The sequence below is a fragment of the Achromobacter sp. DH1f genome (assembly GCF_000633435.1).
In the GTDB taxonomy this organism is placed as follows: domain Bacteria; phylum Pseudomonadota; class Gammaproteobacteria; order Burkholderiales; family Burkholderiaceae_B; genus Achromobacter; species Achromobacter deleyi.
In genome coordinates, this window is record NZ_AYMF01000006.1 from 341,191 (window position 1) to 364,999 (window position 23,809).

General features: G+C 64.7%; 28 protein-coding genes. 20 read left to right on the forward strand and 8 right to left on the reverse strand.

What is annotated here, in order from left to right:
* Nucleotides 1-81: 81 nt before the first annotated feature.
* Nucleotides 82-1,299, reverse strand: coding sequence for a hypothetical protein (locus tag U858_RS0104350; RefSeq protein ID WP_025135967.1), 1,218 nt, complete (start codon nucleotides 1,297-1,299; stop codon nucleotides 82-84).
* A 49-nt stretch (nucleotides 1,300-1,348) separates the two neighbouring features.
* A complete protein-coding gene (locus U858_RS0104355) occupies nucleotides 1,349-1,975 on the reverse strand; it encodes an HD domain-containing protein (RefSeq protein ID WP_025135968.1) in 627 nt (208 codons plus the stop codon).
* A gap of 83 nt (nucleotides 1,976-2,058) precedes the next feature.
* Between U858_RS0104355 and U858_RS0104360 the strand changes: the two genes are divergently transcribed.
* From U858_RS0104360 to U858_RS36100, 5 genes are all read left to right on the forward strand, one after another.
* Nucleotides 2,059-2,622 carry a cytochrome b gene (locus U858_RS0104360; RefSeq protein WP_025135969.1) on the forward strand — a complete coding sequence of 188 codons (564 nt, stop codon included), beginning with the start codon at nucleotides 2,059-2,061 and terminating at the stop codon, nucleotides 2,620-2,622.
* A gap of 98 nt (nucleotides 2,623-2,720) precedes the next feature.
* Nucleotides 2,721-3,578, forward strand: a complete 858-nt coding sequence (gene kdsA, locus U858_RS0104365; RefSeq protein WP_025135970.1) for a 3-deoxy-8-phosphooctulonate synthase — start codon at nucleotides 2,721-2,723, stop codon at nucleotides 3,576-3,578.
* A 68-nt stretch (nucleotides 3,579-3,646) separates the two neighbouring features.
* Nucleotides 3,647-3,955, forward strand: coding sequence for a hypothetical protein (locus U858_RS0104370; RefSeq protein ID WP_025135971.1), 309 nt, complete (start codon nucleotides 3,647-3,649; stop codon nucleotides 3,953-3,955).
* 90 nt (nucleotides 3,956-4,045) lie between these two features.
* The gene (locus U858_RS0104375; protein ID WP_025135972.1) at nucleotides 4,046-5,680 is read left to right on the forward strand and encodes an intermembrane transport protein PqiB; all 1,635 of its coding nucleotides are present in this window, start codon (nucleotides 4,046-4,048) and stop codon (nucleotides 5,678-5,680) included.
* 67 nt (nucleotides 5,681-5,747) lie between these two features.
* On the forward strand, nucleotides 5,748-6,164 hold the full coding sequence (locus U858_RS36100; protein ID WP_232786489.1) for a hypothetical protein: 417 nt from the start codon (nucleotides 5,748-5,750) through the stop codon (nucleotides 6,162-6,164).
* Between the two features lie 24 nt (nucleotides 6,165-6,188).
* Here U858_RS36100 and U858_RS0104385 read toward each other — a convergent pair whose 3' ends face one another.
* The 3 genes from U858_RS0104385 to U858_RS0104395 form a co-directional block, all read right to left on the reverse strand.
* Nucleotides 6,189-6,494: a hypothetical protein gene (locus U858_RS0104385; RefSeq protein ID WP_025135974.1), complete on the reverse strand. Its 306-nt coding sequence runs from the start codon at nucleotides 6,492-6,494 to the stop codon at nucleotides 6,189-6,191.
* 128 nt (nucleotides 6,495-6,622) lie between these two features.
* On the reverse strand, nucleotides 6,623-7,108 hold the full coding sequence (locus tag U858_RS0104390; RefSeq protein ID WP_025135975.1) for a hypothetical protein: 486 nt from the start codon (nucleotides 7,106-7,108) through the stop codon (nucleotides 6,623-6,625).
* A gap of 99 nt (nucleotides 7,109-7,207) precedes the next feature.
* Nucleotides 7,208-7,795 (reverse strand): TetR/AcrR family transcriptional regulator, encoded by a 588-nt coding sequence (locus tag U858_RS0104395; protein ID WP_025135976.1) that lies wholly within the window; start codon nucleotides 7,793-7,795, stop codon nucleotides 7,208-7,210.
* Nucleotides 7,796-7,931: 136 nt separating this feature from the next.
* On the opposite strand from U858_RS0104395, the gene U858_RS0104400 reads away from it, so the two are divergent.
* Together U858_RS0104400 and U858_RS0104405 are read left to right on the forward strand one after the other, a co-directional pair.
* Nucleotides 7,932-9,122: an MFS transporter gene (locus tag U858_RS0104400; RefSeq protein WP_025135977.1), complete on the forward strand. Its 1,191-nt coding sequence runs from the start codon at nucleotides 7,932-7,934 to the stop codon at nucleotides 9,120-9,122.
* A gap of 68 nt (nucleotides 9,123-9,190) precedes the next feature.
* Nucleotides 9,191-9,589 (forward strand): RidA family protein, encoded by a 399-nt coding sequence (locus tag U858_RS0104405; protein ID WP_025135978.1) that lies wholly within the window; start codon nucleotides 9,191-9,193, stop codon nucleotides 9,587-9,589.
* Nucleotides 9,590-9,622: 33 nt separating this feature from the next.
* Here U858_RS0104405 and U858_RS0104410 read toward each other — a convergent pair whose 3' ends face one another.
* On the reverse strand, nucleotides 9,623-10,534 hold the full coding sequence (locus U858_RS0104410) for a LysR family transcriptional regulator (protein WP_025135979.1): 912 nt from the start codon (nucleotides 10,532-10,534) through the stop codon (nucleotides 9,623-9,625).
* A 141-nt stretch (nucleotides 10,535-10,675) separates the two neighbouring features.
* Between U858_RS0104410 and U858_RS0104415 the strand changes: the two genes are divergently transcribed.
* The 3 genes from U858_RS0104415 to U858_RS0104425 all read left to right on the forward strand — a co-directional run bounded on the left by U858_RS0104415 (nucleotide 10,676) and on the right by U858_RS0104425 (nucleotide 12,587).
* Entirely contained in the window at nucleotides 10,676-11,824 is a 1,149-nt protein-coding gene (locus tag U858_RS0104415; RefSeq protein ID WP_025135980.1) for a DSD1 family PLP-dependent enzyme, read from the forward strand.
* 19 nt (nucleotides 11,825-11,843) lie between these two features.
* Nucleotides 11,844-12,239 carry a RidA family protein gene (locus U858_RS0104420; RefSeq protein ID WP_025135981.1) on the forward strand — a complete coding sequence of 132 codons (396 nt, stop codon included), beginning with the start codon at nucleotides 11,844-11,846 and terminating at the stop codon, nucleotides 12,237-12,239.
* Nucleotides 12,240-12,314: 75 nt separating this feature from the next.
* Entirely contained in the window at nucleotides 12,315-12,587 is a 273-nt protein-coding gene (locus U858_RS0104425; protein WP_025135982.1) for a hypothetical protein, read from the forward strand.
* A 100-nt stretch (nucleotides 12,588-12,687) separates the two neighbouring features.
* Here the strand turns inward: U858_RS0104425 and U858_RS0104430 are convergent, their stop codons facing one another.
* On the reverse strand, nucleotides 12,688-12,990 hold the full coding sequence (locus tag U858_RS0104430; RefSeq protein WP_025135983.1) for a DUF2513 domain-containing protein: 303 nt from the start codon (nucleotides 12,988-12,990) through the stop codon (nucleotides 12,688-12,690).
* Nucleotides 12,991-13,114: 124 nt separating this feature from the next.
* Here U858_RS0104430 and U858_RS0104435 point away from each other — a divergent pair, with 124 nt between their 5' ends.
* The 5 genes from U858_RS0104435 to U858_RS0104455 all read left to right on the forward strand — a co-directional run bounded on the left by U858_RS0104435 (nucleotide 13,115) and on the right by U858_RS0104455 (nucleotide 15,754).
* Nucleotides 13,115-13,513: a hypothetical protein gene (locus tag U858_RS0104435; protein WP_025135984.1), complete on the forward strand. Its 399-nt coding sequence runs from the start codon at nucleotides 13,115-13,117 to the stop codon at nucleotides 13,511-13,513.
* A 91-nt stretch (nucleotides 13,514-13,604) separates the two neighbouring features.
* Nucleotides 13,605-13,925 (forward strand): hypothetical protein, encoded by a 321-nt coding sequence (locus U858_RS0104440; RefSeq protein WP_025135985.1) that lies wholly within the window; start codon nucleotides 13,605-13,607, stop codon nucleotides 13,923-13,925.
* Between the two features lie 372 nt (nucleotides 13,926-14,297).
* Entirely contained in the window at nucleotides 14,298-14,501 is a 204-nt protein-coding gene (locus U858_RS0104445) for a cold-shock protein (RefSeq protein WP_006220190.1), read from the forward strand.
* Nucleotides 14,502-14,666: 165 nt separating this feature from the next.
* The gene (locus U858_RS0104450; RefSeq protein ID WP_025135986.1) at nucleotides 14,667-15,230 is read left to right on the forward strand and encodes a DUF924 family protein; all 564 of its coding nucleotides are present in this window, start codon (nucleotides 14,667-14,669) and stop codon (nucleotides 15,228-15,230) included.
* A 317-nt stretch (nucleotides 15,231-15,547) separates the two neighbouring features.
* Complete coding sequence (locus U858_RS0104455; RefSeq protein WP_006225311.1) at nucleotides 15,548-15,754, forward strand: cold-shock protein; 207 nt, start codon at nucleotides 15,548-15,550, stop codon at nucleotides 15,752-15,754.
* Between the two features lie 96 nt (nucleotides 15,755-15,850).
* Here U858_RS0104455 and U858_RS0104460 read toward each other — a convergent pair whose 3' ends face one another.
* Nucleotides 15,851-16,399 (reverse strand): TIGR00645 family protein, encoded by a 549-nt coding sequence (locus U858_RS0104460; RefSeq protein WP_025135987.1) that lies wholly within the window; start codon nucleotides 16,397-16,399, stop codon nucleotides 15,851-15,853.
* Nucleotides 16,400-16,655: 256 nt separating this feature from the next.
* On the opposite strand from U858_RS0104460, the gene U858_RS0104465 reads away from it, so the two are divergent.
* From U858_RS0104465 to lon, 5 genes are all read left to right on the forward strand, one after another.
* Nucleotides 16,656-17,411 carry a M48 family metalloprotease gene (locus U858_RS0104465; RefSeq protein WP_025135988.1) on the forward strand — a complete coding sequence of 252 codons (756 nt, stop codon included), beginning with the start codon at nucleotides 16,656-16,658 and terminating at the stop codon, nucleotides 17,409-17,411.
* A 167-nt stretch (nucleotides 17,412-17,578) separates the two neighbouring features.
* Nucleotides 17,579-18,889 (forward strand): trigger factor, encoded by a 1,311-nt coding sequence (tig, locus tag U858_RS0104470; RefSeq protein WP_025135989.1) that lies wholly within the window; start codon nucleotides 17,579-17,581, stop codon nucleotides 18,887-18,889.
* Between the two features lie 4 nt (nucleotides 18,890-18,893).
* Nucleotides 18,894-19,547 carry an ATP-dependent Clp endopeptidase proteolytic subunit ClpP gene (clpP, locus tag U858_RS0104475; protein WP_006395872.1) on the forward strand — a complete coding sequence of 218 codons (654 nt, stop codon included), beginning with the start codon at nucleotides 18,894-18,896 and terminating at the stop codon, nucleotides 19,545-19,547.
* A 101-nt stretch (nucleotides 19,548-19,648) separates the two neighbouring features.
* Complete coding sequence (clpX, locus tag U858_RS0104480; RefSeq protein WP_025135990.1) at nucleotides 19,649-20,947, forward strand: ATP-dependent Clp protease ATP-binding subunit ClpX; 1,299 nt, start codon at nucleotides 19,649-19,651, stop codon at nucleotides 20,945-20,947.
* 253 nt (nucleotides 20,948-21,200) lie between these two features.
* Entirely contained in the window at nucleotides 21,201-23,651 is a 2,451-nt protein-coding gene (lon, locus tag U858_RS0104485) for an endopeptidase La (RefSeq protein WP_025135991.1), read from the forward strand.
* Nucleotides 23,652-23,809: the final 158 nt, after the last annotated feature.

Below are 23,809 nucleotides of genomic sequence, written 5' to 3' on the forward strand. Positions count from 1 at the left end.
GAAAATTCTGAAAATTCGGGTGCTGGCCGGAGTCCGATGCAGGGTTATTGGCTCGCACCCGGATCTTCAAGGCGGCGGGCCCTAGTCCAAAGCCCGCAGACCAGCCAGGTCCGCGTCGCTGGGAAACCCCCGCGTGCGGTAGCGCACCGGGTAGACCTCTTCCGGTTCCAGCAAGGGCGCCAGCACCGCCAGCGCCTGTTCCCAGTCGACCACGCGGACTTCGCCGATCTCGTCGTCGGCATCCGGGCGCACCAGCGCCAGGCGGTCGACCTGGGGTAGTGATGTATCCACGCCGCGCGTCCAGGAAGCCACCGAGAAAGACGCCGTGGCGTCGTCGTTCTGCGTGAACAGGTTGTAGTTGGCGACAAAAATGTCGACGCCCTGTTCTTCGTGGATGCGGTCCAGGGTTTCCTTCTGAGCGTCGTAGTCGCCCTTGGCCAACAGGCGCGCCAGGTGGTTCAACTGACGGCGCGTCGCGTCTTGCGGGGGCTGGTAGCGTTCGATGCCCGCGTCGGTGTAGTGATACATGTGCGGCGACACCGGGCGGCCATGCGGCACGACCTGTTGACAGAGTTCAGCCATCTTCATCAGGCCGGCGTCGTCGTTGTCGCCGCTGACCAGGAGCAGGTCGCGAGTGGGCATCATGAATACCGGACGGCCGCGTACCGGCACGCGCTCAAGCATGTCGGGCAGCAACGCGCGGCTGGTGTCGTAGCCGTCTTCCCAACCGCCGCTGTAGACGCCGGGCGCCACTTCCACAAAGTCATCGGCCGAGTCGCGCAGATTGTCGATCGCCATCGTCAGCGCTTGCTCGAACGAGATGCCCCAGGCGGCCTCGGGGCCGTTGGTCAGGGTCGAGATGGATTCGGGGTGGTCCAGCGCCAGCAGTACCACGCAGTCGTCGCCGAAGGGCCGCAGTGCGGGATGGAAATCGGCGTCGTTGCCGTCGGTGCGCACGTGATGCATGCGCACGTCTTCGATGGCGCCCAGATTGCGGATCACGGGCCGCAGCAGCGGGCGGGCTTCGGCCAGCGATTGCGGCACGGCCACGCCGCTGCTGAGCAGCGTCGACACGAAGCCCTGCAGGGCGCCCTGGCGCTGTCCGCCGGGGGCGCTACAGTAGGCGTGATAGGCATTGTGCAGGTTGAAATACGAGCCTTCGCCCTGCAGCAGGCGGAATTCGTCGGCCTTGTAGGCCAGGTCGCCCGTGTAGCCACGCTGGCGTACGGCAGCAATGAAAAGCTCGGCGAACTGGTCCTGTGTCGGCTTGCGCCGTAACAGCGAATCTAGGAATCCCATGCTTTTCTCGGGTGGTTGAGGCGGTGCCGTCGGGCGCGGCGGCGTTCGGCTACGTCACATCGCGGTCGGGAAGCGAGCGTTGCGGGGCGTCGGCCGCTCGGGCAGCGGCTTGCTCGCGGATGCGGGCCTGGGTGTCGGCGTCCACCAGCCGGCGCAATTCGCGAAACAGCGGCAAGGCGTCGGTGTACTTGCGGCCGTAGTCCAGATTGAAGGCGTAGTCGAAATCGGGGTCGTTGGCGCCCTGGTTATGTTGCAGCAGGGTTTCCAGCTTGTCCATGGCTTTCACGGCCCGGGCTTCGGGCGACGAGGCGTTTTCGTAGTCGTCCCACAAGGCCAGCAGCTGGGCGCGGGCGGGGGCATCCAGCGGCCCGGCCAGGGTCAGCAGGTCCAGGCGTTCCTGGGCGCCCTTGTCCAGGCCGGGTGTCTGCCGGATCGCGGGCACATCGCCGTGGATGGCCTCGCCCAGGTCATGGATGACGCACAGCTTGAGGATGCGGGCGAAGTCCAGGCCCGTCAGGCCTTCTTCGAGCATCATTGCCATCAGGCACAGGCGCCAGGTGTGTTCCGCGGTGCTTTCCTGGCGGCCGCCGGAGCTATGGGCGCTGCGCAGCACGTCTTTGAGTCGTTCGGCCTGGCGGAGAAATTCCAGCCGGCCCTGGAGAGTGTCGGTGTCCATGAATCAGGTTGTCGTAAGTCTGATATCAATATTCTGGCGGGCGTTGCCTGGATAGACAGGCCCATCGCCAACGAGTGTATCTTGTGACTGCCGCCTCCCTTCCGACCGCCCCTGCCGCCGACTCGCATTACGACCGGGCCACCATCGCCTTTCATTGGCTGACGGTCATCCTGGTGGTCGGGCTGTTCGCCCTGGCCGAAATCTGGGGCTTTCTGCCGCGCGGCACACCCACGCGGCGCCTCTTGCAATCGCTGCATATCTCGTTCGGCTTGCTGTTTGCCGCGGTGTTCGTGCTGCGGGTGGTGTGGCGCTTGGGCGCGGGCCGCCAGCTGCCACCGGCCGGGGCAGGGTGGCTGCGGCTGGCCAGTTCAGGCATGCACGGGGTGCTGTACCTGTTGCTGGCGGCGCAGATCGTGCTGGGCTTCCTGTTCCGCTGGGCCCAGGGCGAGCCCTTTGCCTTCTTCGGCCTGTTCGACATTCCCACGCTGATCAGCATCGACCACGAACAGCGGCGTTTCATCGGCGGCCTGCACAACACCGTGGCCTGGAGCATCATCGTGCTGGCCTGTATCCACGCGGTGGCCGCCTTGTTCCACCACTACGTGCTGCGCGACGGCGTGCTGCGCCGCATGACCTCCAGCCGCTGAAGCGAGCCAAAAAAGGCACGGCAGTCCGCCGGATCGGGGGTGGGCAGGTTGTACATTACGCACTATTGCCTGCTTCACCTTTACAGGACCGCCTCACCATGACCGCCCCGAAAGTCGCCATTTCGCCTTCGATCTCCTGCGCCAACGACCAACCCTTCGTGCTGTTCGGCGGGATCAACGTGCTGGAATCCCTGGATCTCGCCCTGCGTTCCTGCGAGGAATACCAGCGCGTGACCACCAAGCTGGGCATTCCTTACGTGTTCAAGGCCTCGTTCGACAAGGCGAATCGCTCCTCGATCCATTCCTATCGCGGCCCGGGCCTGGAAGAGGGCATGAAGATCTTCGAGGCGGTCAAGAAGGAATTCGGCGTGCCGGTCATCACCGACGTGCACGAACCGTGGCAGGCGGCGCCCGTCGCTGAAGTGGCCGACATCCTGCAACTGCCGGCCTTCCTGGCGCGCCAGACCGACCTGGTGGTGGCGCTGGCCAAGACCGGCCGCGTCATCAACATCAAGAAGCCGCAGTTTCTCAGCCCCACGCAAGTGCTGAACATCGTTGAAAAATTCACCGAAGCCGGCAACGAACAACTGATCCTGTGCGACCGCGGCACCAGCTTCGGCTACGACAACCTGGTGGTCGACATGCTGGGCTTTGGCGTCATGAAGAAGGTATCGGGCAATCGCCCGGTGATCTTCGACGTCACCCACGCGCTGCAGCAGCGTTCGGCGCTGGACGCCGCGTCCGGCGGACGCCGCGAACAGGTGGCCGACCTGGCGCGGGCCGGCATGGGCGTGGGTTTGGCCGGCCTGTTCCTGGAAGCCCACCCCGACCCCAAGAACGCCAAATGCGACGGCCCCAGCGCCTTGCCGCTCGACAAGCTCGAGCCATTCCTGACCCAGCTCAAGCAGCTGGATGACCTGGTGAAATCCTTTGCGCCTATCGACATCGAGCCCTGACCCGGGTTGTCATCGCAGGTCAGCCAAGTTGTTATACGATCCGGGCCACATACTTTAGGGAGGCCTGGATGTCTTTTTACGCGATCGTCGCCGTTCGTAAAGAACCCGTCAGCGGCCATGTCGCCTATGTGCGCTGGGGGCTGGCCGAACGCGGCGTGCCGGGGTGGGTCAGCGACCCTGTCACCGCGGCGGCGTCCGAGGTCATCGAGGCCATCAAGGCCGGCGCCGACGTCGAAACCATGATCAGCGTCGACGGCCTGTCGGTCGCCTCGCGCCCCGTGCGCGTGCTGGTCGACGACGACGGACGCGAGCACCTGGCGTCGGTGCCAGCGCCCAGTTCCACGCTGCACACGGTGTTCGACCTGCCCGAGTTCTAGAACGCCGGCTTTCGGCCTCGGGAATACCCTGCTTGCGCGGCACCGGCCGCGGCGCGACCCTGCTGGAGTCACCGCCAGAAGGGGGTCTGCATGTCCGAGTCGGAACTTGCCAGCGCCACCGCGGCCCCCCGTGCCCGCAGACGGCGCGTTTCCTGGATCTGGCTCGTACCCGTCGTGGCCGCCGTGGGCGGCCTGCTGCTGGTGCTGCATGCCTGGCTGGCTGCCGGCCCCACCGCCACCATCGCCTTTCGCACTGCCGAAAGCCTAGAAGCCGGCAAGACCCAGGTCCGTTTCAAGGAAGTGGTGGTCGGCATGGTCGAGCGCGTGGCGCTCAACGACGACCGCTCCGGCGTGGTGGCAACCATCCGCCTGAATCAAGACGCCGCCGACCTGCTGCGCGACGGCACGGCCTTCTGGGTGGTGCGGCCGCGCCTGACGCTCAATGGCGTATCCGGCCTGGGCACGCTGCTGTCCGGCGCCTACATCGGCGTGGATCCCGCCGGCCCGCGCAAGGATGGCGCCAAGGCGGCGTCCAAAACGGTATTCACCGGCCTGGAAACCCCGCCACAGGTGTCGCAGGACCGCGGCGGCAAGCGCTTTGCCTTGCAGGCCCGCGACCTGGGGTCGCTGGAAATCGGGTCGCCGGTCTATTACCGCCGCGTCGCGGTGGGCGAGGTCATCGGCCATCAACTGGAACGCGGCGGCGCGGGCGTGACGGTCGAGGTGTTCGTCGACACACCGTACGATGCCTATGTCAATGCTGGCACGCGCTTCTGGAATGCCGGCGGCATCGACTTCAGCGTGGATTCTCGCGGGCTGAAGGTACGCTCGCAATCGTTGCTGTCGGTGGCCATTGGCGGCCTGGCGTTCGAGACGTTCGATGCCCGCGAGCATCCGCCGGCCCAGGCGGGCGCCGCGTTCGCCCTGTTTCCCAATGAAGAAGCCGCCCGGGCGCAGCCCGATGGCGAACCGTTGCGGATACGTCTGCGCTTTGACCAATCCGTGCGCGGACTGGCGGTCGGCGCGCCCATCGACGCCTTCGGTGCGACGCTGGGGCAGGTCGACGCGATCAACCTGGATTTCGACAACACCACCGGCTTGTTCTACGCGGTGGTGTCCGCCACCGTCTATCCCCAGCGGCTGGGCGCGCAGGTGCTGGGCGAGGTCAAAGAATACACCGGCCCCGACCTGTCGCGTCCCACCGGGCGCTTGCTGACGTCGCTGGTCGAACGCGGCCTGCGCGCGCAACTGCGTATCGGCAACCTGCTGACGGGCCAGCTGTATGTGGCGATGTCGGTGTTTCCCGACGCCAAACCGGTCACTTTCACCATGGAGGAAGTGCCTTTCCTGCCCACCGTGCCCAACAACCTGGATCAGCTGCAGCAGCAGATCAATCGCATCATGACCCGCCTGGACAAGGTGCCGTTCGACTCGATCGGCACCGAACTGAGCGGCCTGTTGCGGTCGGCATCCAGCCTGGCGCGCAGGCTGGATACGCAAGTGGCGCCGGCCGCGCAGGCCCTGCTGCGCGAGGCCAGTCAGTCGCTGGCGGCGGTCGGCGGCATGCTGCAGCCGGATGGCACCTTGTCCGTGGATACCGAGGTGGCAGTGCGGGAACTGGGCCGGGCCGCCCGGTCGCTGCGGCAATTGTCGGATTTCCTGCAGACCCGCCCCGAAGCCTTGCTGCGGGGACGCGGGCCGGACTCGGCCAAGCCGGCGCGCTGAGGCCGCACCCCGGCGGCAAGGACTGCGGCCGGCCTGTCCGTGACCCAGTGCAGCCGTATCGGCGGCAATGGTAGTTTTTGCACTGTCGCGCATCTTTGCCAAGGGATCCCGGCGGGCGCAGCCTTACGGGTGCCCCGGCGCACAATGGGCATGGCGCTTGCTGGTGTTGGCCTGTCTGATCGCCACGGCCCTCGGGGCCGCGGCCCGGCTTCACTGGGGAATCAGCATGGACCATAACGAAATGATGGCTCGCATGATCAGCAAGCCTGTCGCGCCCGGCAAGCCCGAGGGCTGGGACGGCATCTTGTCCGCGTACGCGGATTGCCTGTTGAAAGTGCAGGCCAAACTGACCGACGAGGATGTGCGGGGGTTTTTGGAGGTGGGCGCGCGGGTGTTCAGGACTTGCTGCCAGGAAGAGGCCAAGCAGCGCTGGACCGCAGAGCAACTGGCCGCCTACCACCGCAAGCCGCCGGCACCGGCTTAGGGCCGGCCGTTGCTGCGCAGGGGGCTACAGGCACTGGCGCAGCGCAAACTTGCGGCCAAAGGCGCGAATTTCATCGCCATCGACCGAGGCGGCCACATCCCAGTGGTCGCCGCGGGTTACCAGCACCGACTGGGACGAAAAAGCATGGCGCAGCGCGAACATCCAGAAGGCGGCTTCCGAGCCGACCGGCGCCAGGTCATGCGGCCCGATCCGCAAACGCTCAGGACGGGGCGTTGCGCCCAGTGACCAGCGCAGCGCGATCGCCAGGAAGGCAAAGCGCGCCGAGGCGGACGACGGTTGGACGCAAAACACGCGAATCTTCGGGTTCATGGAATGTGGCCTCCAGCAATGTGACCCAGCCTAGCAAAGAAGGTTGCATCGTTCCATACCGCGTTCGGGTGAGGCGCCTGCGGGTGGCCGGCGCGGCGATCGGTCTCGTCGGCGCTTGCCAACAGGCCTTACTGATCCGCCGGCAAGCGCGTGAAGACGTTGGTGACGATCATCTCTTGCGGCCGCGTGGTCCCCGGCACCTGCGGGGGCATGAGCTTGTCCATTTCCTTGCGGTCCTGCACGCGCGTCAGGCTCAGGTGATCACCCTGGATTTTCACGTAGCGGATGGACGCCACGCCCAGTTCGTACTTGCTGGTGGATTGTTCCAGCGTCTGTTCGATGCGCTTGGCGTCCAGCCAGCGATAGGTGCCGCTGGACACCGTGCCGGGGCCCTGCATCGACCAGGTGCCGTCCGCGCGGAATTCCGCCACGCCCGCACCGCCGGCCGGTTGCGGCGCCAGCGCTTGCCCATCCACGGTGCGCAGCATGGTCTGGTGCCGCCATTTGCCCACCAGGGCTTGCACGGCGTCGGGCGCCGGCGGTTGGGCGGCGGCTGGGATCAGCGCGGCGCTGCAGAGCAGGGCGGCCAGGGCGTAGGAGCGCAGGAGCTTCATGGTGCGGTTCAGGCGTTCAGGTCGTCAGTGGGGCCCTGGGCGGCGCGTGCGTCGGGCGGGCGTGGGTTTGCCGCATTATGCGCGTCGATGGCGCTGGCGTCACGGCTCGCGCCGCAGTCCTTGCAGCAGCAGTTCCTGGGCCTGCAACGCCAGCGCCAGCCGGTCCGCGGCATCGTCCCCGGCGGCAATCCAGAAGGCGCTTTCGGCCAGGCCGCCATACAGCATGCGGGCCAGCGCCCGCGGGTCGGCCGGGCCGATGCGGCCTTCCTCCATCAGCGTCTGCAGCAGCGCGCCCAGCGACACGCTGCATTGGTCCTGCGCGGTGTTGCCGTTGTGGCCCAGGACCGCACGGGCGTCTTGCAGCACGATCCGGCGAATCTCCGGCTCGGTCGCCATTTCCAGATAGGCGCGGCAGCGTTCGACCAAGCCCGTCCAGGCATCGGGCGCGCGCCGGGAAATGGCTTGCAGCCGTTCATCCATCTCGCCGTCGATCTGCTCGACGACCGCTGCCAGCAATCCCGACTTGTCACCAAAATGGTGATACAACGCTCCTCGGGTCAGCCCGGCGGCGGCGGTCAGATCGTCCATCGACGTGCCCGCGTAGCCGGCGCGGCGGAACGATTCCCGCGCCGTCGCCAGCAGCTTCCCGCGGGTTGCTTCAATCATCTCGGCGCGCGATCGCGACATGGTGGGCTCCCGTTGCATACGCCGCGTATGTTAATTGACATGCGACCGGTATGTGAATACGATCTTGCATACGCTTCGTATGTCAATTTGTCCGACGGCCCGTCCCGCCGGCCTGCAACATCCCCAGAGGTTTCGGGTGTCCAATCCCTATCGCGAATTATTCAAGGCGCCCGGCGCCGCAGGTTTTGTCGCCGCGTGCGCGGTCGCCCGATTGGCCTTGCCGATGATCGGCATCGGCATCATCACCATGTTGTCGCAGGTGCGCGGCGCCTATACCCTGGCCGGCGCCGTGGCGGCCACGTTCGCGCTGGCGACGGCGCTGCTGGCGCCGCGTATTTCCCGCCTGGTCGACCGCCACGGCCAGGGCAGGATCCTGCCCTTGGCTGCCGGCGCCAGCGTCGCGGGCCTGGTCGGCCTGGCGCTGTGCGTGCGTGTCGGCGCGCCGGATTGGACGCTGTTCGTGTTCGCGGCGCTGTCGGGCAGCTTGCCCAGCATGCCCGCCATGGCACGGGCCCGCTGGACCGAGATCTACCGCGACCAGCCCCAACTGCGCACGGCCTACGCGCTGGAATCGGTCTTCGATGAACTCAGCTTCATCATCGGGCCGCCGGTGGCGGTGGGCCTGTGCGTCCTGCTGTTTCCCGAGGCCGGCCCGCTCGGCGCGGCGCTGCTGCTGGGCGTCGGCGTCACGGCGTTCGTCATGCAGCGCGCCACCGCGCCCAAGGTGCAGCCGCGCGAAGAAGGCCGCGAAGCGTCGGTGTTGAGCGTGCCCATCATGCGGCAACTGACCACCATGATGGCGGCCATGGGCGTCATCGTCGGCACCATCGATGTGATGAGCGTGGCGTTCGCCCGCCAGCAGGGCCTGCCGGCAGGCGCCAGCGTGGTGCTGTCGGCCTATGCCCTGGGCTCGTGCGTGGCTGGCCTGGCGTTCGGCGTGCTGAAATTCCAGATGCCGCTGGCTCGCCTGTTGGCCATTGCCGCCACCGTCACCGCCTTCACCACGGTGCCGCTGCTGCTGGTTGCGGACCTGCTGACCCTGTCGTTGGGCGTCCTGCTGGCCGGCTTGTCGTTCGCGCCCACCATGATCATCGCCATGGCGATGGTCGAAGGCAGCGTGCCGGGGCGCCGCTTGACCGAAGGGCTGACCTGGCTGGTGACGGGCCTGGGCGCAGGGGTTGCGGCCGGGGCTGCCCTGGCGGGCTGGATCGTCGACCATCATGGCGTGGGCGCGGGATTCTGGACGGCGGTGGGGGCGGGCGCGGTCGTGTTGCTGGTGGCCCTGTATGCCGCGCGCGGCGCCAAGCCCGCGCCAGCGGCAGCGTGAACGCCCGGCGGTTCTAGAATGCCGGTAGCGCCGGGCCGCGGGGCGCGGCGCCCACAAGGAGAACAACCATGTCCCGAACCGTCGTCAATCCCGACACTGTCTTCAACTCGGTGCAATACGGCTTCAGCCAGGCCGTCATCGTGACCGGCCAGCGGCGCATGCTGCTGTCCGGCCAGGTCGGCGTCGATGCCGACGAACGCACCGTCGGGCCCGGCCTTCAGGAACAGACCGAGGCTGCGCTGGACAACATCGAACGCGTCCTGGCCGCGGCCGGCGGCACGCTGGCGCAGGTCATCATGCTGCGCCTCTATATTTGCGACACGGTCCGCGAAGACCAGGAAGTGATCGCCCAGGCCCTGCGCGACCGCTTTCCGAAAGATCCGCCACCCTCCTCGTGGGTCATCGTCAGCGGCCTGTCGCTGCCGGAATGGCTGATCGAGATCGAAGCCGAGGCCATGCTGGACTGACGCCGCTGCAAAGCAACGCCGGGTCCGCAAGCTTCAATCCTTGTCGCGCCACGGCGTCGCGGCAAAGGCCTCGCGGAGGTGGGCCAGAAAGCCCGCCGTGCGGGCCGACAGGTCCTGGCGCGACTTCACCAGCGCCACCACGTTGGCCTCGGGCAAGTTCCAGCCGGCCAGCAGCGGCACCAGGTCGCGGTTCTTCACATGCTCGGCCACATCCCATTCCGATCGGGCCACGATGCCATGGCCCGCCAATGCCCAGGCCACCGCCGCCGCGCCGGCGTTGCTCGACAGCACCGGCGCGATGCGCACCCCCACCGCCGGTCCGCGGCCGCGCTTGAAGCGCCACAGTGTCACGTCTTCTTCGTTTTCCCGCAGGGCGATGCAATCGTGGTCCCGCAGATCTTCCGGCTTGGCGGGGGCGCCGCGCCGAGCCAGGTAGGCGGGCGACGCGCACAGGATGCGGCGGTTGGGCGCCAGCGGGTAGGCTACCAGCGTCGAATCGCGCAGTTCGCCGATGTGGATCATGACGTCCCAGTTGTCGCTGGCCAGGCGGGGAGGGCCGTCGGACAGGATCAGGCTGGCGGTCACGTCTTCGCTGTCTTGGCGAAACTGTGCCACCAGGTCCGCCACGTAGCGCTGGCCGAAACCCAGCGGCGCCACCACCCGCAGGTGGCCGGCCACCACGCCGCGGCGGCCGACCAGCTCGTCGGCCAGGTCATTCAGTTCGCCGCAGATCTGCCCGGCGCGCAGCGCCAGCAGGCGGCCTTCGTCGGTCAACGCCGTGCCGCGGCCGGACCGGTTCACCAGCCGCACGCCCAGCCGCTTTTCCAGCGCATGCAGCCGTTGCGTCACGGCGGGCGGCGTCACATCCAGCGCGCGCGCGGCCTGCGCCAGGGAGCTGGTGGCCGCCAGGCTCAGAAAAAAGCGCAGGTCGTCGGTGGTAATCATTCAGAATTGCCTTAATGATTGATTAAGTCCTTATTAAACACGCAAGCCCCGTGGCGCGCCATACTGCCGGCATGCGGTTGCGCCCGGGCGGCGCCCGCCTCGATCCCCGCCCGTTCCCGCCCGTTCTCTTCCGACACTGCCATGACCGCTGCCCCTGCCACCCTCGATACTCTGGATACGCCCTGCCTGCTGCTGGACGACACCCGCATGACGCGCAATATCGAGCGCCTGAACGGCCTGATGGCTGGCCACGGCGTGCAGTTGCGCCCGCACCTGAAGACGCCCAAGTCGATCGAAGTCGCCCGCCGCGTGATGGCCAGTCCGCAAGGTCCGGCCGCGGTGTCCACGCTGCAAGAGGCCGAACAATTCGCCGCCGCCGGTGTCACCGACCTGCTCTATGCGGTGGGCGTGGCGCCCGCCAAGCTGGATCGCGTCCTGGCCCTGCGTGGCCGCGGCGTCAACCTCACGGTGGTGGTCGACAGCATCCAGGCCGCGCAAGCCGTTGCCGAGCGCGCCAGGCAAGCGGGAGCGGGTATTCCCGCCCTGATCGAAATCGACTGTGACGGCCATCGGGCCGGCGTGCAGCCGGGCCACACCGACCCGTTGCTGGCCATTGCGCGGGTGTTGCACGGTGCGGGCTGCCTGCAAGGCGTCATGACGCATGCCGGCGAGTCCTACGGCTGTCGCAGCCTCGAGGCCATCGCCGCCATGGCGGAGCAAGAACGCCTGGCCGCGGTCACGTGCGCCGACGCGATCCGCGCGGCCGGCCTGCCGTGCCCGGTCGTCAGCGTCGGTTCGACCCCCACCGCGCATTTCGCCCGCAACCTGGAGGGCGTCACCGAAGTGCGCGCGGGCGTCTACGTCTTCTTCGACCTGGTCATGGCCGGACTAGGCGTCTGCTCGGTGGACGACATTGCCGCCACCGTCCTGACGACGGTGATCGGCCATCAGCCCGACAAGGGCTGGATCCTGGTGGACGCAGGCTGGATGGCCATGTCACGCGACCGTGGCACCGCCAAGCAGCCGGTGGACCAGTTGTACGGCCTGGTATGCGATGCCGATGGCAAGGTCTATCCCGACCTGCTGTTGGCCGAAACCAACCAGGAGCAAGGCATCATCAAGCTGCGCGCCGGCAGCGGCGCCGTCTTGCCGGACCTGCCGCTGGGCACCAGACTGCGCGTCGTGCCCAACCACGCCTGCGCCACCTGCGCCCAGCACGACGCCTACGAAGTCCTGCACAGCGGCAGCCGCGACATCGTGGCGCACTGGGAACGTTTCCGCGGTTGGTAAGCCTGCAAAAGGAATCTCGATGGACACCATTTACACCCCCAACGCCACCCCGCCGGCCGGCCACTATTCGCAGGCCGTGCGGGCCAACGGCTTCATCTTTGTCTCCGGGCAACTGGGCTTTCTGCCCGCCGCCCAGCCGGGCGAACGCCCGCAGTTGGCGCAGGGCGTGGCGGCCCAGACCGAAGCCGCGCTGCGCAGCATGGCGGCCATTCTGCAAGCTGCGGGTTCGTCGATGGCCCACGTGGTCAACGTCACCGTCTATATCCCCGACGTCGCCCTGTGGAACGAGGTGAACAGCGTGTACGAACGCAGCTTCGGCGACCATCGGCCCGCCCGGGCCATCGTCCCCACCCGTGAACTGCACTACGGCGCACTGGTGGAAATCAGCGCCATCGCGGTGGCGCCATCCGCTTGATCTGTGGGGGACGGATGAGGGGCGTGCGCGGCCTATAATGCGGGCGCCTCGATACCCCTGGGGGAGCCCATCCGCATGCACTACGAATATCTGTTCTGGTCCATGGCTGCCATGGTCGCCATGGCGCTGGTAGGCGGTTCGCTCTGCGGCCGCCTGCGCTCGGTTGGCCGGGCGTTGGCCGGCGTGGCCGTGCTGGCCGCCGCAGTCTTCGCCGCCGTGTTCGCAATGTCGCGCTCGGCCGGCTTTGGCGACCAGGCCGCCATGCTGTCGATCGCGGCCTTCATGTTCAGCCTGGTGATCGGCAGCGCGGCGGCGCTGCTCACCCGCCGCATCCTGCGCCGCGCCTGAGCCGAAAAAGAGCAGGGCGCCCGCAAGGGGCGCCCCGTTACACCTGCCCGCGTCGCATGCCGAACGGGCTGGGTGCCCTCGGCCCGCGAGTTGCGGCGGCTTATTCTTCGGCGTCGTCGAAGTCTTCGTCTTCGTCGTCCTCTTCGTCCTGCTCCAGGGCGTCATAGCCCTTCCAGGTGATGCGCCAGCGCGTGTCGCCGGCCGTCGCGGCCGTCTCGCTGACTTGCTTGACCAGGCCGGCATCGGCCAGCAGGTCCAGGTGATGCGCAATCAGTTGCAGGCCCTGCTCCTGCGCGTGGGGCGCCAGAGCGGCGTTCTTGATGTCGTGGGTGCTCAGGTTGGGGCCCGCCGCGTCGCGCAAGGCACCCAGGATGGTGACGACCAGATCGAAATCGCGTTGCATGATGTTGTCCGCCAAGTTGGGAAAAAAGACAGGCCGACAATAGCAGAGTTCCGTGGCGTCCACGCGACAGCCGCGAGGCCGGGTTACAGTGGCGGGTTACCGATAACCGTTACGGGCAGTACCCATGAAGAAACCCGCAGAGCGCGATTGCCTCGCGCTGATCCCCGGCTATACCGGCCAGGCCGCCAAGCTCTTTCTGACCCGCACCGAAGACGGCGCCATCGACGGCGTGACCGTGTTCGACCTGCTGGGCCACGTCAAGCTGCAGGGCGATGCCCAGGCTGCGGCCGACTGGATCGCCGACTGGCTCGCGCAAGAGTCCGACAACCGCAAGGCCCGCCGCACCCAGTTGCAGGCCCAGATGTTCCTGTGCAAGCTGGCTGGCGACGAGAAGGCCACGTTCCTGGCCGCCCAGAAGCCGCTGGTGGCCGCGCTGGCCGCTGCCGGCGTGCGCAGCCGCAGCGTGGCGGCCACGTCCGGCGCGGCTCGCCGTTCGCTCGGTCCGAATGTCAGGAAGCCTTAGCATAAGGCTGTTATAGTCGCGCCTGGGCGTGTGTGCACCTGCACGGTGCGTGCCCAGGCGGGCATGGCCCGCAAGTCTAGGAAGATTGATCATGGAAATACTCAGTCGGCACGTTGCCGACGTGGCGGGCGGCGTTGAGCTGCACACGACGCTGGATGGCGAGAGCATCAGCGTTTATGTCGTAACCGGCGTAAACGATCTCAATGGCATCGCCGACATCGTGCCCCCCGAAAAAGTCGAAGGCGGAGCAGACATACACGCTGCCAATGTCGACAATGTTGATAATGCGCAAGACCAAATCGACCAGGTCCTGGAAAATATGAATCCCGGCGACGTGGCGGTTTTCCTTTGCTCGGGTCCCGATGCTTTTGGCGCGGCGCTCGATCTGTTGGGCTTACCTATCGACGAGTAAGCCTCACGGCAAACCAAAAAATGCCCGACCCAAACGGCGTATGAGTCCGATGCGCGTTTGACGGCATTTATATAAGCCTCGATTGTTTTTTTATGATGCGTGGGTGTTTACACCTATGCAGGACTCCTTTTTGCCTATGAAAACGTGTAAATTTTGTGCGCAGTTTCTCTTTGTTGCATTATTGGCACGTATTTTTTAGGATTATGTTGACTTGTGAGGGGAACATAACGATAGTGTCGGCACACGATCACAAGCGTTGCGATTTTCGTTCAGTGCCGTGCCTTTTCCGGCTCAGCGTTATTGTTCTACTGTCCCCTCCTTGATTGATTCGTGACCTCCGGGCATTTGCCCATTATCTCTAGGAAATACAGTATGGAAACCGGCGTCGTTAAGTGGTTCAATTCGGAAAAAGGCTACGGCTTCATCACCCCGGAAGCGGGTGGTAAGGACCTGTTCGCTCACTTCTCCGAAATTCAGGGCTCGGGCTTCAAGTCTCTGGAAGAGAACCAGCGCGTCAGCTTTGTGACGGCCAATGGCCCCAAGGGCCCGCAAGCCACGAAGATCCAGGTCCTGTAAAGGTTCTGGCTTTTCGGAAAAGCCCCTTCGGGGGCTTTTTTGCATCTGGGGCTCCCGCAAGGGGGCCTTTTTCATGTCGTCCGGCCGGGCGCGGTATCCTTGCCGCAGCTTTGCGCCTCTTGCCCGGCTCCAAGCCGGGCGTGCACCCGATACAGGACGAACTCCATGACCCATCCCGGCCAGACACCGCTTTCCCTGCAACCGCAAGACGTGGTGGCGTTTTGGCGCGATGCGGGGCCCCCGGCCTGGTTCACCAAGGATGCGGCCTTCGATGAGCGTTTCCGGCAGCGCTGCGGGGCGGCTCACCTGGCCGCGGCGGCTCGGCAACTGGATGCCTGGCTGGAAGAGCCCGAGGGCGCGCTGGCGCTGATGATCCTGCTGGACCAGTACCCCCGCAATGCCTATCGCGGTACCGCCCATATGTTCGCCACAGACCCCTTGGCGCTGGTGTTTGCCGAACGGGCCATCGCGGCCGGGCACGACCTGTCGGTCGACCCGTCACTGCGCCAGTTCTTCTACCTGCCCTTCGAGCATGCCGAGAACCTGGCCGCGCAGAATCGCGCGGTGGCCCTCATGGAACCCCTGGGCGCCGACTCCGTGCGCTGGGCGGTTCTGCATCGCGACATCATCAAGCGTTTTGGCCGCTTCCCGCATCGCAATGCCGCACTGGGTCGCCACACCACGCAGCCCGAGCAGGAATTCCTGGACGCGGGCGGCTTTGCCGGCTGAGCCCGAACGGCCGGCGCAGGCGGCTTTCCCTCGCCGGCGCGACCCTGCTGCTCGCTCGGTATCCGCATGTATCGGCGCATGGCGAGTTGAAAATATCCGCCCGATCCGTGCGGGCCCAGGCGGGGCACGGGCCTGCGGATGCCCGCATATTTGACGTTTTTCAGGGTTCGCCAATACACTGGGTTCAGCGAGATTTTCAAGAGACGCGGTCTGCGTTTAACTTGTCGCCGTCAGTGGTGCTGCGGTTGCTTCCTCTCCCATCCTTGATGATCTGGCGCCCCGCGAGCAATCGCATCTTTTAGGTTCGAGGAAATTCCATGGCAACCGGCATCGTCAAGTGGTTCAACGCCGAAAAGGGTTATGGCTTCATCATGCCCGACGACGGCAGCAAGGATCTGTTCGCTCATTACTCTGAAATCCGCAGCGAAGGCTACAAGTCGCTGCAGGAGAACCAGCGCGTCACGTTCGAGGTCGGTACCGGCCCCAAGGGCCCCAGCGCCAAGAACATCAAGGTCGCAGCCTGAGTTCCTTCCTGTAGCGGTCCGGCAACGGCCCGCTCCAATAAAAAGCCCCCGCACGCAATGTGCAGGGGCTTTTTCTTTTTCGGGGCGGGCGGGGCGTCAGTGCTTGGGGTGCGGCGCCGGCGTGGACAGCTTGTCCACCAGGGCGATGCCCAGGGCGGACAGGATGAACAGCGCGTGGATGATGGTCTGCCACATCACGCCGGCCTCGGAAAAGCGGGCATTGGGCGTGCCCAGGGTGCCGGCCTCGATGAAGGTGCGTAGCAGGTGGATCGACGAGATGCCGATGATGGCCATGGCCAGCTTGACCTTCAGGACGCTGGCGTTGACGTGGCTGAGCCATTCCGGCTGGTCCGGGTGGCCCTGCAGGCGCAGGCGCGACACGAAGGTTTCGTAGCCGCCGACGATCACCATCACCAGGAGGTTCGAGATCATCACGACGTCGATCAGGCCCAGCACGAGCAGCATGATTTCCATTTCGCCAAAGCTGTTGGCGTGCGTCAGCAGATGCCACAGTTCCTTCAGGAACAGCATCACGTAGACGCCCTGGGCGACGATCAGGCCCAGGTATAGCGGCAGCTGGAGCCAGCGTGAACTGAATATCAGGCTGGGCAGCAGGCCAAGGCGGGGAGGGGTATTCGGGGTCATGAGTGGTTGCGAGCCAAGGTTGGGTGCGAAAAAGTGCGGCGGCAATTCTATCAATGCCGGACCTCGCGGCAATTTGTTTTTGATGACAAATCGGTATTGCGGCGAGGGTATTTACCACGCTAACGAGTCATTTGCATGCCTTTTGTGTAAGTGAAGTTCGCATTTGCGAAACTCTGTGGCGAAACGGTTTGCGACCTTTTGGCGTATATAGAATTGCCGCCTCACTCGCAAAGAGTCAGTCAAGAGGAGTTTTTCCATGAAGATCCGCTACACCGTTGCCGCCCTGGCCGTTGCGCTTGCCCCTTATTCCGCGTCGCATGCCCTCGACATCGGGGGCCTGGTGGGCGCCGGCAGCAAGGTGGTGCAGGCCGCCACCCTGAGCGATGCCGACATCAAGACCTTGTCCGACAAGGCTTGCGCACAAAGCGATTCCCAGGAAAAGATCGCTGCCCCTGGCAGCAAGTACGACGCTCGCCTGCAAAAGATTGCCAAGCAACTGGGCGGCACCGTGAACGGCCAGAAGGCCAACTACAAGGTCTACATCACCAAGGATGTGAACGCCTGGGCCATGGCCAACGGCTGCATCCGCGTCTACAGCGGCCTGATGGACATGATGACCGACGACGAAGTGCTGGGTGTGGTCGGCCACGAAATCGGCCACGTGGCGCTGGGCCACAGCAAGAAGGCCATGCAGACCGCCTACACGGTGTCGGCTGCGCGCGACGCGGCCGGCGCTGCGGGCGGCGCCACCGTGGCTGCCCTGAATTCGTCGCAATTGGGCGACGTGACCGAAAAGTTCATCAACGCGCAATTCTCGCAGTCGCAGGAAAGCGCCGCCGACGACTACTCGTTCGACCAGCTCCAGGCCAAGAAGCTCAACACGAAGGGTCTGGTGACCGCGTTCCAGAAGCTGGCCGAGCTTGATGGCGGCAAGAGCGATATGATGAGCTCCCATCCGTCTTCGGCAAAGCGCGCTCAGCACATCGAAGATCGCATCGCCAAAGCGAAATAAGGCGTCCCAAGCGGGCGTTTGCCTCCCTTCGGGGGTGGAAACGGGGTGCGGGCATCCGGGCTTATCCGGGGGCTCGCACCCCTTTGCGTCAGGGTTCCGGAAGTTTCCGGTAAAATGGCGCGTTTATCCGCCCGTCATCTCTTATCTCTCGGAAAATAGGTCTTTTAATGCAGCCTGTGGTTGAAACCCTCTCCGGCCTGGAGCGCCGTGTTGATCTGGCCGTCTCGGTGGCCGACGTCGAAAAGGAAGTCCAGGCGCAATTGAAGCGCGTGGCCCGTACCGCCAAGGTGCCCGGCTTCCGTCCCGGCAAGGCGCCGCTCGCCATGCTCGAGCGCAGCCATGGCCCCGGCATCCGCTACGACGTGATCAATAGCCAAGTTGGCCGTGCGTTCGAACAAGCCGTCGACGGCGCCAAGCTGCGCGTCGCCGGTGCCCCGAACCTGGAACCCAAGACCGAAGGCGTCACCGACGACACGCTGGCGTTCACCGCCACGTTCGAGGTCTACCCCGAAGTCGCCGTGCCCGACCTGTCGGCACTGACCGTCACCCGCTTTGACACCGCCGTCACCGACGCCGAAGTGCAACAGACCCTGGACGTCCTGCGCAAGCAGCGCGCCACGTTCGAAGCCCGTGAAGGCCGCGCCTCGCAAGACGGCGACCGCGTCACCCTCGACTTCGCCGGCACCATCGACGGCGTGCCGTTCGAAGGCGGCAAGGCCGAAGACTTCCCGTTCGTGCTCGGCCAAGGCCGCATGCTGCCGGAATTCGAAGAAGCCGCCCGCGGCCTGAAGGCTGGCGAATCCAAGGTCTTCCCGCTGAAGTTCCCTGACGACTACCAAGGCAAGGAAGTCGCCGGCAAGACCGCCGAATTCACCATCACCGTCAAGGAAGTGGCTGAAGGCGTCCTGCCCGAGCTGAACGCTGAATTCGCCAAGTCCCTCGGCCAGGCCGAAGGCGACGTCGAAAAGCTGAAGGCCGACATCCGCAGCAACATCGAACGCGAAGTCAAGGTCCGCTCGCAAGGCCGTACCAAGTCCAGCGTGATGGACGCCCTGGTCGAAGCCGGCAAGTTCGACGTGCCGAAGGCCCTGGTCGACAACGACGTGCAAAGCCGCATCGCCGCTGCCCGCGAAGAGCTCAAGCAACGCGGTGTGCCGAACGCCGAGTCCGTGCCGATCCCCGCCGAAGCCTTCTCCACCGAATCCGAGCGCCGCGTGCGCCTGGGTCTGCTGGTGTCCGAACTGGTCAAGCAAGCCCAGCTGCAAGCCAAGCCGGAACAGGTTCGTGCCCGCATCGAAGAATTCGCGGAAAACTACGAACAACCCGCCCAGGTTGTCAGCTATTACCTGGCTGACCGTCAACGTCGTGCTGAAATCGAGGCTATCGTGCTCGAAGACAACGTCGTTGCACACGTTCTGGACAAGGCCAAGGTCACCGAAGAAAAGGTGCCTTTCGATCAGTTGATGGGGATGGCGTAACACTATGCAGAGATTCACCGATTTCTATGCGGCAATGAATGGCGGGTCGTCGGTGACCCCCACCGGCCTGGGCTACATTCCCATGGTGATCGAGCAGTCGGGGCGCGGCGAACGCGCCTACGACATCTATTCGCGTCTGCTCCGCGAGCGGCTCATCTTCCTGGTGGGCCCGGTCAACGACGCAACGGCCAACCTGGTCGTGGCGCAGTTGCTGTTCCTGGAATCGGAGAATCCTGACAAGGACATTTCCCTGTACATCAACTCGCCTGGCGGGTCGGTGTACGCGGGCATGGCCATCTACGACACCATGCAGTTCATCAAGCCGGACGTGTCGACCCTGTGCACCGGCCTGGCGGCCAGCATGGGCGCCTTCCTGCTGGCGGCTGGCAAGAAGGGCAAGCGTTTCACCTTGCCCAACTCGCGCATCATGATCCACCAGCCCTCGGGCGGCGCCCAGGGGCAGGCCTCCGACATCCAGATCCAGGCTCGCGAGATCCTGGATCTGCGCGAGCGTCTCAATCGCATCCTGGCCGACAACACCGGCCAGTCGATCGAGCGCATCGCCCTGGACACGGAACGTGACAACTTCATGTCCGCCGAAGATGCGGTATCGTATGGACTGGTGGACAAGGTGATGACCTCCCGTTCGGAAGGCTGACTTCCCGGTTGAGTCTGACCCGCTACCGCCACGTTTGAGTAAGCGCAGGCGCCGGGCCGTTTACCCGGTCCGGCGCTTCTTTACCTGAGATACGACTACATATGCCAGAAAAAAAGGGATCGGCAGACGCAAAAGTGCTGCATTGCTCGTTTTGCAATAAAAGCCAGCACGAAGTCCGCAAGCTGATCGCGGGTCCGTCGGTATTCATCTGCGATGAATGCATAGACCTGTGCAACGACATCATCCGCGAGGAAGCGCAGGCTACCGCGCGCGCGGCGATTCGTTCCGAACTGCCCACTCCGGCTGAGATCAAGACGTTCCTCGACCAGTACGTCATTGGGCAGACCTCGCCCAAGCGCATGCTGGCGGTGGCCGTCTACAACCACTACAAGCGCATTCGCCACGGCGAAATCAAGGGCGACGAAGTCGAGTTGTCCAAGAGCAACATCATGCTGATCGGCCCCACCGGGTCGGGCAAGACGTTGCTGGCGCAAACGCTGGCGCGTATGCTGAACGTTCCGTTCGTCATGGCCGATGCCACCACGCTGACCGAAGCCGGTTACGTGGGCGAAGACGTCGAAAACATCATTCAGAAGTTGCTGCAGAACTGCAACTATGAAGTCGAGAAGGCGCAGCGCGCCATTATCTACATCGACGAAATCGACAAGATTTCCCGCAAGTCCGACAACCCGTCCATCACCCGCGACGTATCGGGCGAAGGCGTGCAGCAGGCCTTGCTCAAGCTGATCGAAGGAACGGTGGCCTCGGTGCCCCCGCAGGGCGGGCGCAAGCACCCCAACCAGGACTTCGTTCAGGTCGACACGACCAACATCCTGTTCATCGTCGGCGGTGCCTTCGACGGACTCGAAAAGGTCATCCGCGACCGTACCGAAAAGTCGGGCATCGGCTTCTCGGCCTCCGTGCGCGCCAAGTCCGAACGCGGCGTGGGCGAGCTGTTCTCGGAAGTCGAACCCGAAGACCTGATCAAGTTCGGCCTGATCCCCGAACTGGTCGGCCGTCTGCCGGTGGTCGCCACCCTGGACGAGCTCGACGAAGCCGCGCTGGTCCAGATCCTGACCGAGCCCAAGAACGCCCTGCTCAAGCAGTTCCAGAAGCTGTTCGCCATGGAAGGCGCCGAGCTGGACGTGCGCCCGGCCGCCTTGAAGGCCATCGCCCGCAAGGCGCTCAAGCGCAAGACCGGCGCCCGCGGCCTGCGTTCCATCATCGAGCAGGCCCTGCTCGACACCATGTATGACCTGCCGTCGCAAGGCAACGTCAAGCGCGTGGTGCTGGACGAAGGCGCGATCGAAGGCGAGGGCAAGCCCTTGCTGATCTACGCGGACGAAGAAAGCGCCGCCGAAAAGCCCGAGCGCGGAGAAGTCCGCGACGCCGCGGCCTGACGGTTATTTCAGAAAAACCCGTTCTCGTAACGGGTTTTTTTACCTCGGGGCCAGGCGTTGAACGCATGCTCTCGGGGCGTGTCCAAGAAAACAAGGGATACCGGCCGCTGTTTTTTTTGCCGTTTTGTTTATCCGGCAGCCGGGATCTTGAATTTTCGGCTATTGTTCCCATAACAGACGTAACTGACGAAGATGCCCGGGTATACCCGGTCATCCTGTCCCCGATACGCCGAGTCATACCGAGGAACCTCCTATGTCTGCCAGCCAGACCCTGCCTTCCGACCCGATCGACCTTCCCCTGCTGCCACTGCGCGATGTCGTAGTGTTCCCGCACATGGTCATCCCGCTGTTCGTCGGCCGTCCGCGCTCGATTCGCGCGCTCGAGGTTGCGATGGAAGCGGGCAAGAGCATCATGCTGGTGGCCCAAAAGTCCGCCGGCAAGGATGATCCCACCCCCGAAGACGTCTACGAGATCGGCTGCGTTGCCGGTATCCTGCAGATGCTCAAGCTGCCCGACGGCACCGTCAAGGTGCTGGTCGAAGGCACCCAGCGTGCCCGCATCAACAGCATCGAAGACGCCGATTCGCACTTTACGTGCCAGGTCACCCCGATCGAACCGGACGCCGTCCAAGGCTCCGAAACCGAGGCCCTGCGCCGCGCGATCGTTGCCCAGTTCGAGCAATACGTCAAACTGAACAAGAAGATCCCTCCGGAGATCCTGACCTCGCTCGCCGGCATCGATGACGCCGGCCGCCTGGCCGACACGATCGCCGCGCATCTTCCGCTGAAGCTCGAGCAGAAGCAAAAAATGCTCGAGATCGTCGGCACCTCCGAGCGCCTCGAAGGCTTGCTCACGCAGCTGGAAACCGAAATCGACATCCTCCAGGTCGAGAAGCGGATTCGCGGCCGCGTGAAGAAGCAGATGGAAAAGAGCCAGCGCGACTACTACCTGAATGAGCAGGTCAAGGCCATTCAGAAAGAGTTGGGCGAAGGCGAAGAAGGCGCGGACATCGAAGAGCTCGAAAAGAAGATCATCGCTGCCCACATGCCCAAAGAGGCACGTAAGAAGGCCGATGCCGAGCTCAAGAAGCTCAAGCTCATGTCGCCCATGTCGGCCGAAGCCACCGTGGTGCGCAACTACATCGATACGCTCATCAATCTCCCCTGGAGAAAGAAGAGCAAGATCAACAATTCCATCTCCAACGCTGAAACCGTACTGGACAACGACCACTACGGCCTGGAAAAGGTGAAGGAACGCATCCTTGAATATCTTGCCGTGCAACAGCGCGTGGACAAGGTCAAGGCGCCGATCCTGTGCCTGGTCGGCCCTCCGGGCGTCGGCAAGACCTCGCTCGGCCAGTCCATCGCCAAGGCCACGAACCGCAAGTTCGTGCGCATGGCCCTGGGCGGCGTGCGCGACGAAGCCGAGATCCGCGGCCATCGCCGGACCTACATCGGTTCGATGCCGGGCAAGATCGTCCAGAACATGTCGAAGGTCGGCGTGCGCAATCCCTTGTTCCTGCTCGACGAAATCGACAAGCTGGGCATGGATTTCCGCGGCGATCCCTCGTCGGCGCTGCTCGAAGTGCTGGACCCTGAACAGAACCACACGTTCCAGGACCACTACATCGAGGTCGACTTCGATCTGTCCGACGTCATGTTCGTGGCGACCAGCAACACGCTGAACATTCCGCCGGCGCTGCTGGACCGCATGGAAGTGATCCGCCTGTCGGGTTACACCGAGGAAGAAAAGATCCACATCGCCCGCGACCATCTGCTGCCCAAGCTGATGAAGAACAACGGCGTGAAGGATACCGAGCTGACCGTCGATGACAGCGCCTTGCGCGACATCGTGCGCTACTACACCCGCGAAGCCGGTGTGCGTGCGCTCGAACGCGAAGTGGGCAAGATCTGCCGCAAGGTCATCAAGCAATTGCTGACCCAGACCGATCGTGCCAAGGCCGAAGGCAAGACTCTCGAGGTCAAGCCGGTCAATGTCACGGGCGACAACCTCAGCGACTACCTCGGCGTGCGCCGCTACACCTTCGGCATGGCCGAAAAGGAAAACCAGATCGGCCAAGTGACCGGCCTGGCCTGGACGGAAGTCGGTGGCGACCTGCTCACGATCGAAGTGGCAGACATGCCCGGCAAGGGCGTGATCCAACGCACCGGTTCGCTGGGTGACGTGATGAAGGAATCGGTCGAAGCGGCTCGTACGGTGGTGCGCTCGCGGGCACGTCGCCTGGGCTTTGCCGACAGCGTCTTCGAGAAGCACGACATGCACGTGCACGTGCCGGAAGGCGCGACGCCCAAGGACGGTCCGTCCGCGGGTATCGCGATCACCACGGCCATGGTGTCGGCGCTGTCGCGCATCCCGGTGCGCGCCGATGTCGCCATGACCGGCGAAATCACGCTGCGCGGCGAAGTCCTGCCGATCGGCGGCTTGAAGGAAAAGCTGCTGGCCGCCCACCGCGGTGGCATCAAGACGGTCTTGATCCCGGAAGAAAACGTCAAGGATTTGGCGGAGATCCCGGACAACGTCAAGAACCATCTCGAGATCGTGCCGGTCCGCTGGATCGACAAGGTGCTGGAACTGGCTCTGGAGCGTCTGCCCGAACCGCTGGCTGAAGACGAGGCGGTCAAGGAACCGCTGGTGGCCAAGCCGGCCGAGCCGGGTTCGACGGATCCGGTGCTCAAGCACTGATCCCGGCCTGCAAGGCGCTGCCAGCAGCGCCTTCAAAAAGAAACCCCGCCATGGCGGGGTTTCTTTTTTGGGGCTTGCCTCTGAACGGCAGTGTGCCTGAACTACGCGGGCGAAGTGGGCGCTGTGCGTGGCTTGGCAAGGCCTGAAAGGCCCGCCCG